Below are 12,953 nucleotides of genomic sequence, written 5' to 3'. Positions count from 1 at the left end.
TCTGCCCGGTAACCTGCTCCATAAGGCTGACCGTCGCGCTGATTTCCATAACCCATGCCCATTCCTCCTAGTCGTAATCCATCTTAGTGTAGGCTTTAGAAGCACCAATTTATTCATTTTTTTAGAATCCATTTCTTTTTACCGGAGAAAAAAACATTAAAAAAGCCCTCTCCAATTAAGGAGAGAGCTTGTTGGGTTTTGGGTTAAGTGACTAGCTTTGAGAGACTAGACTTCCATGATGATTGGAAGAATCATTGGTCTTCTTCTGGTTTGTTCATATAAAAATCGTCCAAGTGCGTCCTTCACATGTGTTTTCAGTGAGGCCCATTCATTTACGTTATCATTCATTAATTTGTTAAGCGTACTCGTCACAATACGGTTCGCTTCATCAAGTAAACCTTCGGATTCGCGGACATATACAAATCCGCGGGAAATAATGTCCGGACCGGATAGAATGGTCCCATCCTGCTTGCTGAGTGTTACCACGACGACCAGAATGCCGTCCTGGGAAAGCAGTTTACGATCACGCAAGACGATGTTTCCTACGTCACCAACACCAAGTCCGTCGATCAGAATATTACCTGCTTGTACTCTCGCTCCCTTGCGAGCCACTCCGCCTTGAATTTCAACTGTGTCTCCATTGTCCAAGATAAAGATATCTTCTTGAGCAACGCCGACCGATTCGGCTAGTTGTCCGTGTAAACGAAGCATACGGTACTCACCGTGAATCGGAATAAAATATTTAGGCTTCATCAGGTTGAGCATCAATTTCAACTCTTCCTGACTGCCGTGTCCAGATACGTGAACACCCGTTTTGGATCCTGGTCCGTAGATGACATCAGCTCCAAGGCGGAACAGTTCATCTACCGTGCGACCTACATAGCGCTCATTGCCTGGAATAGGAGTGGCCGCAATAATTACTGTATCACCGGGCAGAATATCTACTTTGCGGTGAGTCGAGCGGGCCATACGGGTTAGAGCAGACATCGGCTCTCCCTGGCTTCCCGTACAAAGAACAACTACGCGGTCGGCAGCCATGCGATTTACTTCCTCGGGCTCTATCAGCATTCCGTCCGGAACTCGCAGGTATCCAAGCTCTGATGCGATGGAAACCACATTAACCATACTACGGCCAATTACCGTTACTTTACGGCGAGTCGCTTCAGCCGCGTCAATAACCTGCTGAACACGGTGAATGTTAGATGCAAAAGTCGCAATAACGACACGCTGCTTCGCTTTACGGAATACTTCCTCGATGGTAACGCCTACGCTTTTCTCAGAGCCGGTAAACCCTGGTTTCTCGGCATTCGTACTGTCGGAAAGAAGGGCAAGGACGCCTTTCTGACCGATTTCGGCCATCCGGTGAAGATCAGCATACTGATCATTAACCGGTGTCTGGTCGAATTTAAAGTCTCCGGTGTGCACTACGACGCCCTCGGGAGTTTCAAGTGCAATCCCCACGGAATCTGGAATACTGTGGTTGGTTCTGAAGAACGTAGCTGTAATCGTTCCCAAATTAAGCTCTGAATCCGCATTGATCAAAATCCGCTTGGTTTCCCCGAGCAAATTGGCTTCCCTCAGCTTGTTCTCCACTAGTCCAAGTGTCAGCTTAGTGCCGTATACCGGCACATTCAGATGTCTCAGTACATAAGGGAGTCCGCCGATATGGTCTTCATGACCATGGGTTAACAAAATGCCGCGAACTTTGTCTTTGTTTTCCAGCAGATAATTGATATCCGGGATCACAATGTCGATTCCTAGCATATCTTCCTCTGGGAACTTCAAACCGCTATCGACCACCACAATATCATTCGCATACTGCACCACATACATATTTTTACCGATTTCACCCACGCCGCCGAGGGCAAAAATCAGAACTTTATCGTTATTTTTCTTAGACAACAAACTTACCTCCTCGAGTTGTTTTGACGACGATTTTTATAATGAAACCGAACCAGTCACTTGCCACCATTATACAGGAAAGAACTACCCGATTACAAGTTCGCTCGTATGTGAAATGTATTGTCTCCCAAAATAATAAAACCGATGCCCCGTGGCACCGGTTTTTTATGGTTGTATTACTTGATAAGAGAGGCGACAAACTTCTCGTCTTCATCATTTAATTGTACCAGCGGCAAACGTACTCCACCGGCATCAAAACCCTTTAGTTTAAGCGCGTATTTAACCGGAGCAGGACTTGGGGCACAGAACATGCCGGTCAGTACTGGAAGCAGTTCGGCGTTAATTTCCGCTGCTCGTTTGATATTACCCGAGGTGTAGGCTGCAATCAGTTCCTGCATTTCCTTGCCGACGACATGGCTCGCTACACTGATAATCCCGTGACAGCCTACAGCAACCGCAGGCAGTGTCATACTGTCCTCACCGCTGTATACCGTAAAGCCCTCTGCCGCTCCAAACACTATACGGGACAATTGATTCGTGTCCGCGCAATCTTTGGTCGCGACAATATTCGGGATCTGTGATAAGCGGATTGTCGTATCCGCATCAATATTAACGCCGGTACGTCCTGGAACGTTGTACAGGATAACCGGGAACTGTACCGCTTCAGTAACCGTCTTGAAATGCTGATACAAGCCTTCCTGAGTGGGCTTGTTATAGTAAGGAGCGACGAGCAATAGGGCATCAATACCGCCTTGTTTAACCACTTCTTTTGAAAACTCTATGGTATGAGCTGTGCTGTTGCTTCCTGTACCCGCAATGATTTTACAGCGACCTTGGGCATGTTTAGCGACTGCAGCAATCAGCTTCAGCTTCTCATTTTCCGTAAGCGTAGGCGATTCGCCCGTTGTTCCGCATACAACTATTCCGTCACTTTTCTGCTCATTAATAAGATAGTCGACCAGCGGTTCCACACGTGTCCAATCTATTTCAAGTTGATCATTAAATGGAGTTACCATCGCTGTAATTACTCTGCCGAAATCCACAACTTCCGCCCCCTACATTGACTACTTATGCAAATTAAAAGAATTGTGCAGTGCCCGTACAGCGCCAACCATGTCTTCTCCTTGAACGAGAATCCATATGGTGGTATTCGAATCAGCCGATTGCAGGATACGAATGTTCTGCTGTGTAAGCGACTCTACGATCCGAGCCATGACTCCCGGCACACCGTTCATTCCGCCGCCAATCACAGAGACTTTAGCGCATCCACTCAGTAAAGTGGGTTTAAAACCTAAACCGCGAAGGAGCTCGAGTGCCCGATCCGCAACATGATCAAATACGGTATAAACAACCCCCGAAGGATTAACGTTAATAAAATCCACACTAATGGAGTGCTGGGCCATGGTTTTGAAGACTTGCAGCTGCAAATCATACTGGCCTTCGACTGCAGGCACCTGAATTTGTGTGATTTGTCCGAAATGCGCAATTCCTGTCACATGACGGTCCTCCACTTTCTTCTCAGACGCATACAAGGATTCCGGATTCGTAACCAGCGTTCCTTCTTCTTTGGAAAAAGTCGAACGTACCCGGATAGGTACATTGGCCTGCATGGCAACTTCCACTGCCCGCGGATGAATCACTTTGGCCCCATTATGAGCCATATTGCAAATTTCAATATAACTGACGCGCGACAAAGGCTTGGCGTCTTCTACAATCCGCGGATCCGCCGTCAGAATACCATTGACATCGGTAAAAATATCGACAACCTCCGCTTTAAGGGCCGCACCAAGTGCAGTAGCGGATGTGTCGCTGCCGCCTCTGCCAAGCGTCGTAAATTCATGATCGGCTGTCTGTCCCTGGAAGCCGGCGACGATTACGACCTCACTGCGTTCCAGGTGCTCCACAATACGTTTGGGCTGTACCGAAACGATCTGGGCATTCCCATATGCGGCATTGGTTTCTATCCCCGCCTGCCCTCCGGTAAGTACAACGGAAGAAATGCCCGCAGCTTGAAGCATGCTGCACAAATTGGCTGCGGAGATCCATTCTCCGCAGCACATCAGCAAATCTTTTTCCCTTGCGGGAAGTGTATCTCCATTCTGCCGGATTAATCCCAGCAGAGTGTCAGTCGCATAAGGCTCGCCCTGCCGGCCCATTGCTGAAACAACGACAACCAACCGGCAATCTTCATTACGAGCATCTTGAATATGTGCCAACACGTGCTGTCTTGCTTCAGGTGTGGACAGGGAAGTTCCACCAAATTTTTGAACACGAATACGCATGTCCTTCCCCCGTTCCTATTCGCTTTGTCTAGTTGTTATTCATGCTGTGCCAAGGAATAAAAATTTTGAAAAGATGCCTTCGTTCACTTACTTCTGTTCTTGAGCGATATGTTCAGCAATCTGAACGGCATTCCAAGCCGCACCTTTAAGAAGGTTGTCGGATACGATCCACATGTTAAGTGCACGCGTGTTGTTCAGATCACGGCGAACACGGCCCACAAATGTTTCAAGCTTGCCTGCAGCATCAGTTGCCAGCGGGTATTGCTGTTCTTGCGGGTTATCCTGAAGAACGATACCCGGCGCATCCGCTATAAGTCTAAGAACTTCTTCCATCTCGAAGTCTTCTTTAAGTTCCACATAGACGGATTCGGAATGTCCGTATACAACCGGAATCCGAACGCATGTAGCTGTAACTTGGATGGATTCGTCCTGCATGATTTTCTTTGTTTCATTGATCATTTTCATTTCTTCATTCGTAAATCCATTATCGAGGAATTTATCGATCTGAGGGATCGCATTGAAAGCAATCTGATGTTTAACCGGCAATGATCCCACCGGCAAAATATCCGGGTTGACCGGATTCCCGGCTAATACTTCACGAGACTGGCGCAGCATCTCATCAATTGCCTTGCTGCCTGATCCGGATACGGCTTGATATGTAGAAACGATGATTTTGGAGATGCCGTAACGGTCATAAAGCGGTTTGAGCGCTGCAACCATTTGAATCGTAGAGCAGTTAGGATTCGCAATGATGCCTTTATGCTCTTGGATAGCATCAATATTAACTTCCGGAACAACCAGCGGAGTGTTAGGATCCATACGGAATGCACTCGTATTGTCGATACATACCGTACCGCCGGCAGCAGCGAGAGGAGCAAGCTCCTTGCTCACATCGCCGCCCGCGCTGAATAAAGCGATATCTACACCGTCGAAGCTTTGAGCTGTTGCCGCTTCGACGGTAACTTCTTTATCTTTGAATTTAATCTTAGTTCCTGCTGAACGAGGAGAAGAAAGAAGCTTCAACTCATTGATCGGAAAATCACGTGTTTCCAGCAAACGGATAATTTGTTCACCGACTGCGCCGGTCGCGCCAACTACTGCAACATTAAACTTTTTCTGATTCGACATATCGTTCTCTCCCCATTTGTACGAGTAATCTATGTTTAAGTATAAAGGAACCGCTCAATGATCATCGGTTGCAGCTGCTTTCCCTGGAGAGCCGCCTCGCATGTTTCGAGAGTCAAATCCATTCTAGCTACGAGCGAATTCGGCTTAGCTTCAGGCGCATCCTGTCCGAACGGCACAAAATAAATGTTCTTCGTAATTAATAGTTTCGCAATATTCATCGAATTGAGTCCAAGACCGTCATTAGTAGAAATGGCCAGAACAAGCGGCCGCTGGTTGCGCATCTGTGCCTTGGCGGCCATCAACACGGGACTTTCGGTCATTGCATTCGCAAGCTTGCTTGTTGTATTGCCTGTACATGGCGCAATCAACATCACATCGAGCTTCTTCGAAGGTCCTAGCGGCTCCGCGTCTACAATGGTCGTAATGAGATTACTGCCCGTCATATCGATGAGCTGCTTCTGCCAATCTGCCGCTTTGCCGAATCTTGTATCCGTAGTCAACACCGACTGGGATACGATGGGCACGACTTTGGCGCCGACATCTACGAATCTTTGAATCTGCGGCATGATCTCTTCTAATGTGCAGTGTGAGCCTGTCAGCGCAAAACCTACCGTTAACCCATGCCAGTTCAATCTTCATCACTCCTGTCCCTGAATTCTTCCACCATCAACTGACTTAGCGTATTCGCCAAAATCCGACCAGCTGTTTTCGGTGCAACGATTCCAGGTAGACCAGGAGCAAGCATCGCCTTAACTCCTCTTTTCTCGGCGAAGCGGAAATCGGTTCCGCCAGGCTTAGAAGCGAGGTCGATTATAACGGCACGATGCGGGATATTTGTTATTATTTGCGCTGTGACTATCATAGTCGGAATTGTGTTAAAAAGCAAGTCAATATTCCCCACTTCCTGATACAAATCCCTGGTGTAGAAAGGCGTGAAGCCCATCTCCAATGCCCTTGCGAAATGCTCTGGTTTACGGACTCCGACCTTCACTTTTGCGCCTAGTCCCTGTAATGATCTTGCCATCGTAAACCCGGTTCTGCCGAATCCGAGAACCATGGATTGAGAACCGTGTATCGTAATATCGGTGTTCTGAATCGCGATCATCAAAGCACCTTCGGCTGTAGGAATCGAATTATATATCGCAACGTCATCTCGCTGCAGCAGTTCGACTAGTCGTAGACCTTGGGAGTCGCACAAATCCTTCAAATAAGGTTTTGCCATACCTGTATAGATCACGGCGTGTTTTGGCAGCGCTGAGAGCAATTCTCCGGTTAAGATCATTTCTGAACTTGAAAAGACCGATTCAACACGACCCTGGTCGTCGGTGCCTATAACCGGAAGAACGAGCGCATCTGCACATTGAAGGGCTTCTGACGTGAGAGTTCCCATTGCAGCTCCCGTAAATGGTTTCTGCAGATTATCAAACCCGATCAATGTAACCGACGCATCAAGTTCGACCAGCTTCTGAACAACTTCAAGCTGGCGTGCATCTCCACCAATAATGATAATTTCGGCTCCGGTGAGCATCCTGCTCTGTACCCCCTTATCTGCATCCGTTTCTGTAAAATATCGTATGCCGATGCCTAAGGAAGGGTGACTAACCCGACGGCCGTTTTCCTAGTTAGACTCCCCCCCTCATAATACCTTTTGGTCTAAAGCGGCTGTAGACCGAGTTCACGCAGCAAATTGTGAGTTAACAAATAAATGTCTCTTGTCACTGGACAGAAAAAGCCCTGATTCGGCGAAATCCGCTGAATCAGGGCTTGCTTATGTGCTGCAATGTATCTTCCAGCATGCCGGTACAGAAAACAGACAGCGTTCTGGAACGTGGTTCATTCTACCGTATAGTCAATAAAGCGGTGACGCTCACTACTGGCTTTGGCCGCTCGCGGCCAGGCCGGTATGACCGAATCCTCCGCTGCCCCGGGACGTGTCATCCAGCTCGTCCACTTCTGCCAGACGGACAGAAGGCACGAGCTGGAATACCATCTGCGCGATCCGCTCCCCGCGCCGGATGGTGAACGCCTCCTGACCATGATTGATCAGGAGCACTTTTACTTCGCCGCGATAATCCGCATCGATCGTGCCCGGCGAATTCAGCGTGGTGATGCCGTGCTTGTAAGCCAGTCCGCTGCGCGGACGTATCTGGGCTTCAAGCTCTACAGGCATCGCCAGCGCGAACCCGGTCGGTACGAGCGCCCGTTCACCGGGCGCAAGAACGACGGGCTGAGTATTCGCCGCATGCAGATCGAAACCCGCCGCGGCGGCGGACATTCTCTCGGGCAGCGGAAGATTGTCGCTGCCCGGCATGCGCTTTATTCTAACTTCGTATGCGTTATTTGCCGACAAGTTCGTCACCTCTTAAAGACTGCAAAGCTTCATCGCGGCTGCCGACCATTGCTACAGCAAACGGCTTGGCGAAAAGCTTGCGGGTCAGATCATGAATATGTTCCATCTCTACGCTCTCAATGCGATTGATCATTTCATCAAGTGTGTAGTGTCTTCCTGTCATTAACTCGTTTTTACCGATCCGGTTCATCCGGCTGCTGGTGCTCTCAAGGCTCAGAATCAGACTTCCCTTCAACTGTTCTTTTCCTTTTCGAAGCTCCGCTTCCGTCATGCCCTTCTCAGCAATTTCATTGAGCAGTTCCAGGGTGACTTTCAGTACTTCTTCGGTTTGTTTTGGCGCAGTTCCGGTATATATCGTAAATACCCCGTTATCGATATGAGAAGAGTGGTACGAATAAACCGAATAAGCCAGACCGCGTTTTTCCCGGATTTCCTGGAATAATCTCGAGCTCATGCCGCCGCCTATTGCATTATTCAGCAGCACCATCGGGTACAGGTTATCTTCCCGAAGCGATAAGCCGGGTAGAGATAGACAAATATGATTCTGTTCTGTCTGCTTGGACTGAAAAACACGCTCGCTCATAAATGCCGGCTCTTCTTGGGCAGCCGGAGCACCTGAGTTGGCGAAAGCGCCGAAGTGCTTCTCAAGCAGATCATAGACACTTGCATCAATGTTTCCTGCGACGGCGATTACTGTATTTTCAATCGTATAGCAGGCTTTCATATAATCACGGAGATCCTGCGGCTTCATACCGGATAAGTGATCCTGCGTACCAAGAATCGTATAACCCAGCGGATGATTCCCGTAAGCGGCTTTGGCTACAAGATCGTGAACGAGGTCATCCGGCGTATCTTCGTACATCGAAATCTCTTCGAAGATAACGTTCTTTTCTTTCTCCATTTCTTTCTCGTTGAAAACAGAATTAAAGAACATATCCGAGAGAATATCTACGGCAATACTGAGGTGATCGTCGAGCACTTTAGCATAATAGCACGTATATTCTTTGGATGTGAATGCATTCACATTCCCTCCGATACCATCGAATACTTCCGCGATTTCTTTGGCTGAATAACGCTCAGTGCCTTTAAAAAGCATATGTTCGATAAAATGCGAAATCCCATTGCTTTGTTCCGTTTCGTTGCGGGAGCCGGTTTTGACCCAGATTCCTATCGCAACGGAGCGGCAAGTGGGAATGCTTTCGGTTACTACTCTAAGACCGTTTTTTAAATGGGTTTTGTTCACCAAGCAGTTCCTCCTCGTTAGTACACACAAATCAGGTCCGGTAAGTGAGGACCTCATGAAGTTTATAACTGATTCTAACAAAAATGAGCCTTTGACTCAACTAATCTGTATTTGATCGGCTGTCCGTTTCAGGTTTGCTCTGTTCGGACAGGCGCTCGGGCGATATCGTCTGGCTTACCGTGCCGAGCTGCAAGCCTTTCCCCTTAATAATCCGGATCATTTCAGGCATAGCTGCACGAGAAGAAGCAGTAGGGTGCATCAAAATGAGTGTACCCGGTTCTATATTTTTGCGCACCTTTGCCAAGATTGCCGGTGCTCCTGGATTTTTCCAATCCACTGTATCCAGCGTCCAGAGTACCGTCTTCAACTTCAATTCCGCCGCGATTTTAACCGTTTCTTTGTCAAAATCACCGGATGGAGGCGCAAAAAGAGTATTCGTCACCCCAAGCTCATGCTTCAAAAGTTCTTCCGTCTTTACTATTTCTTCATAAGCTTTCGAGCGGCTGAGCGTACTCATATTTTTGTGTGAATAGGCATGGTTAGATAGTTCGTGTCCTTCAGCTTGAATTACTTTTGCCAGCTCCACATTCTTTTTAAGCCAGCTCCCGTCAAAGAAGAAAGTCGCTTTAACATTTTCTTTTCTCAGGGATTCGAGAATACCCGGTATAAATTCGTCGCCCCAAGCGACATTGATCATAAAGGAGACCATAGGCTTGGCTGGATTTCCCTTGTAAATTGGTTCTGCACCAAGTTGATCCAAATGGACTTCTGGTGCGACTTGCTTCATTAGAAAAGGAAGCGGGGCCGAACCTCTCTGTTTACGGGCCGCTTCATAAGTCCGGTCAATATCTACCTCAAGTCCGTTGTACCCTGGGATGGCTTTCCAGATCCGATCCACTTTGGCATCCACCGGCGGTACGTATAACTTTTTGGCTTCTTCCCGGATCTGTTTCATGAGTTCGTCTTCTTCCTTACTTGAATCTTCCCCTGACAAAGTGAACTTGGTACCGTTGTAGGCTCGGCTTTCCGGAATTTGAAAATTCGGCTTTCCCTGCTGTACGTTCTGCACAAATACGTGAATACTCTCACTTTGCAAAAGCCAAACATGACCTATTGCCACCAAGCCAAGCAGGAGTAGCTTCTTTTTTTGCATCACCCAGACTCCTCTGTACGGATTATGTCTGAGTTTATGCATAACGGGACAAGGTTATGACTTTCGCCGTGTGATTATTTCCTTGCATGCAAAAAAGAGACAGAAAAATCTGGCTCTTTGTAGGTAAATTGTATGATGTTCTCTAAGATTGTGCAGGAACTTCGTTAGTAACAAGTGTTGCTTTACGGGAAAGATTAACGCGGCCTTGTCCATCAATCTCGGTCACTTTAACCGTAATCGTATCTCCGATTTTGACAACATCCTCTACTTTGGCTACACGTTCAGTGGAAAGCTGGGAAATATGAACCAATCCTTCTTTGCCCGGTAGCACTTCAACGAAAGCACCAAATTTCTCTACGCGTTTAACTGTACCGAGGTAAGTTTCGCCTACTACCACATCACGAACGATACCTTCGATGATTTGTTTCGCGCGCTCGTTCATTTCGGCATTCGAGGAAGCGATGAATACTTTACCATCCTGCTCAATGTCGATCTTAACGCCTGTTTCTTCGATAATCTTGTTAATAATTTTACCGCCCGCTCCGATGACATCACGGATTTTATCCGGATTAATCTGCATGACCACGATCTTCGGTGCATATGCGGATAGCTCTTTCTTAGGTTCCGAAATGCGGCTCAGCATCTTGTTCATGATCGTCATACGGCCTTCTTTGGCTTGCTCCAGCGCTTGCTTAAGGATATCGCGGTTAATCCCGTCGATTTTAATATCCATTTGCAGGGCGGTTACGCCTTTTGCAGTTCCTGCAACTTTGAAGTCCATATCGCCCAGGTGATCTTCCATGCCCTGGATATCCGTCAAAATCGAGAAGTGATCCCCGTCTTTGATAAGACCCATTGCTATACCGGAAACAGGAGCCTTAATCGGAACACCCGCATCCATCATGGCCAGCGTGGAAGCACAGATACTTGCTTGCGAGCTCGAACCGTTGGATTCCAATACTTCCGATACGAGACGGATGGTGTAAGGGAAATCAGCTTCACTCGGAATTACATACGAAAGCGCGCGCTCACCTAAAGCGCCATGTCCGATTTCACGACGTCCCGGTGCGCGAAGCGGTCTTGCTTCACCTACGCTGAACGGCGGGAAATTATAATGGTGCATGAAGCGCTTTGTTTCTACGAGGTCCAGACCGTCGAGAATTTGAACATCGCCGAGGGCGCCTAGTGTACATACGCTGAGTGCTTGTGTCTGTCCACGCGTGAACAATCCTGTGCCGTGAGTACGAGGCAGCAGATTGATGTCGCAATCAATCGGACGAATTTCTTCAAGGGCACGTCCGTCAGGTCTAACTTTGTCGTGAGTAATCAGACGGCGCACTTCATCTTTTACGATATCGTGCAGCACTTCTTTCACGTCTTTAAGCTTCTCCGGAGTTTCAGACAGAAGCGGGGTAAAGTGTTCGATCGCATCCGCGTTTACGGCATCAATCGCTTCCTGGCGCGCATGCTTCTCTTGTACTTTAATCGCTTCAACGAGACGAGCCTCCGCATACTCACGAACGGACTTATTGATCTCTGCATCTACTGTATGCAGTTTCACTTCCATCTTCGGTACGCCCGCTTGCTCTACAAGCTCTTCTTGAAGAACAATGACTTTCTTGATCTCCTCGTGACCGAACATGATGGCTTCGAGCATGACATCTTCCGGCACTTCATCCGCGCCAGCTTCTACCATCATGATTGCATCTTTGGTTCCGGCTACGACCAGGTTGATATCGCTAAGCTCGTCCTGTGCCGGCGTCGGGTTAACGATGAACTTGCCGTCAATACGGCCAACAATGACACCGCCAACCGGGCCGCTGAAAGGTACATTTGAAATCGACAATGCAGCCGACACACCGATCATAGCGGTGATTTCCGGAGGGCATTCCTGGTCTACGCTCATGACCATTGCTACGATCTGAACATCATTACGGAATCCTTCCGGGAAAAGCGGACGAATCGGGCGGTCCGTCAAGCGGCTGGACAAAATCGCCTTTTCGCTGGGACGTCCTTCTCTTTTGATAAAGCCCCCAGGTATTTTACCTACTGCATATAAACGCTCTTCATAATTGACTGTCAGCGGAAAAAAATCAAGATCTTTAGGCTCGCTGGAAGCAGTCACGGTGCAGAGCACTACTGTTTCGCCGTAACGAGCAAGAACTGCTCCGTTGGCTTGTTTGGCAAGTCGGCCCGTCTCAAGAATCAATGGACGTCCGGCAAAATCCATTTGCACACGTTTTTCCATACTCAACCTCCTAGTGGATATCTCTAAATGAAACGCGGAAACAACAAACTACACCGCGCAAAATGGTTCTCTATGGGAAAACGCAAGGATGAACGGATTTCTAACTGGCTTCCGCATCTCCTAGTAATTCTGCGTATGTATAGTATTTCCTTCTTTTCAGCAATTTAAAAAATACACAAAAAGCAACCCGTAGCCGCTGCGGAAGCTCGGCTCCGAGCCCACCACAGAGAACAGCAGGGGTTGCTTATTGATTGTAAATATTATCTACGCAGTCCAAGCTTTTCGATCAAAGCACTGTAACGTTTAACATCTTTCTTCTTCAGGTATGCCAGCAAGCTGCGGCGCTGACCAACCATTTTAAGAAGTCCGCGACGGGAGTGGTGATCTTTCTTGTGTGTACGGAAGTGGCTCGTAAGGTTTACGATGTTCTCCGTCAGGATAGCTACCTGTACTTCAGGAGATCCTGTGTCACTTTCATGCGTCTTGTGTGTTTGAATAATTTCCTGTTTGCGTTCTTGAGTTAATGCCATCAAAAACACCTCCAATTTCATATAATCGCCTATGGCCTAGAGAGCGTCGGTGAAGCGCGGCTCCACGCCAAGGTTCGTTATCGCTGCAAATCGGCAATTACCGAAGCAACGTAAACC

The 12,953-nt window shown here is 48.0% G+C and carries 11 protein-coding genes; all 11 read right to left on the bottom strand.

The features are described 5' to 3' along the window. Nucleotides 1-225 precede the first annotated feature (225 nt). Nucleotides 226-1,902, bottom strand: a complete 1,677-nt coding sequence (locus tag AR333_RS07680) for a ribonuclease J (RefSeq protein WP_068774681.1) — start codon at nt 1,900-1,902, stop codon at nt 226-228. A gap of 176 nt (nt 1,903-2,078) precedes the next feature. Further along, nucleotides 2,079-2,945: a 4-hydroxy-tetrahydrodipicolinate synthase gene (dapA, locus tag AR333_RS07675; protein WP_068774680.1), complete on the bottom strand. Its 867-nt coding sequence runs from the start codon at nt 2,943-2,945 to the stop codon at nt 2,079-2,081. 21 nt (nt 2,946-2,966) lie between these two features. Beyond that, complete coding sequence (gene dapG / locus AR333_RS07670; protein ID WP_068774679.1) at nt 2,967-4,184, bottom strand: aspartate kinase; 1,218 nt, start codon at nt 4,182-4,184, stop codon at nt 2,967-2,969. A gap of 87 nt (nt 4,185-4,271) precedes the next feature. Then, nucleotides 4,272-5,312: an aspartate-semialdehyde dehydrogenase gene (locus tag AR333_RS07665; protein ID WP_068774678.1), complete on the bottom strand. Its 1,041-nt coding sequence runs from the start codon at nt 5,310-5,312 to the stop codon at nt 4,272-4,274. A gap of 35 nt (nt 5,313-5,347) precedes the next feature. After that, the gene (locus AR333_RS07660; RefSeq protein WP_068774677.1) at nt 5,348-5,944 is read right to left on the bottom strand and encodes a dipicolinate synthase subunit B; all 597 of its coding nucleotides are present in this window, start codon (nt 5,942-5,944) and stop codon (nt 5,348-5,350) included. Beyond that, nucleotides 5,941-6,840 (bottom strand): dipicolinate synthase subunit DpsA, encoded by a 900-nt coding sequence (dpsA, locus tag AR333_RS07655; protein ID WP_068774676.1) that lies wholly within the window; start codon nt 6,838-6,840, stop codon nt 5,941-5,943. Before dpsA ends, AR333_RS07660 begins: the two co-directional genes overlap by 4 nt. Nucleotides 6,841-7,182: 342 nt before the next feature. Next, nucleotides 7,183-7,662, bottom strand: coding sequence for a dUTP diphosphatase (dut, locus tag AR333_RS07650; protein ID WP_301336112.1), 480 nt, complete (start codon nt 7,660-7,662; stop codon nt 7,183-7,185). Beyond that, nucleotides 7,649-8,905 (bottom strand): pitrilysin family protein, encoded by a 1,257-nt coding sequence (locus tag AR333_RS07645; RefSeq protein ID WP_068775164.1) that lies wholly within the window; start codon nt 8,903-8,905, stop codon nt 7,649-7,651. Before AR333_RS07645 ends, dut begins: the two co-directional genes overlap by 14 nt. Nucleotides 8,906-9,005: 100 nt before the next feature. Further along, entirely contained in the window at nt 9,006-10,058 is a 1,053-nt protein-coding gene (locus AR333_RS07640; RefSeq protein ID WP_068774675.1) for a polysaccharide deacetylase family protein, read from the bottom strand. 142 nt (nt 10,059-10,200) lie between these two features. Further along, complete coding sequence (gene pnp, locus AR333_RS07635; RefSeq protein WP_068774674.1) at nt 10,201-12,306, bottom strand: polyribonucleotide nucleotidyltransferase; 2,106 nt, start codon at nt 12,304-12,306, stop codon at nt 10,201-10,203. Between the two features lie 260 nt (nt 12,307-12,566). Next, a complete protein-coding gene (gene rpsO / locus AR333_RS07630) occupies nt 12,567-12,836 on the bottom strand; it encodes a 30S ribosomal protein S15 (RefSeq protein ID WP_068774673.1) in 270 nt (89 codons plus the stop codon). Nucleotides 12,837-12,953 lie beyond the last annotated feature (117 nt).

Origin of the sequence: Paenibacillus sp. FJAT-26967, assembly GCF_001541095.1 — a bacterium.
GTDB lineage: Bacteria > Bacillota > Bacilli > Paenibacillales > NBRC-103111 > Paenibacillus_F.
The sequence above is the reverse complement of the archived record's forward strand: the minus strand, read 5'-3'. Positions and strand labels throughout refer to the sequence as shown.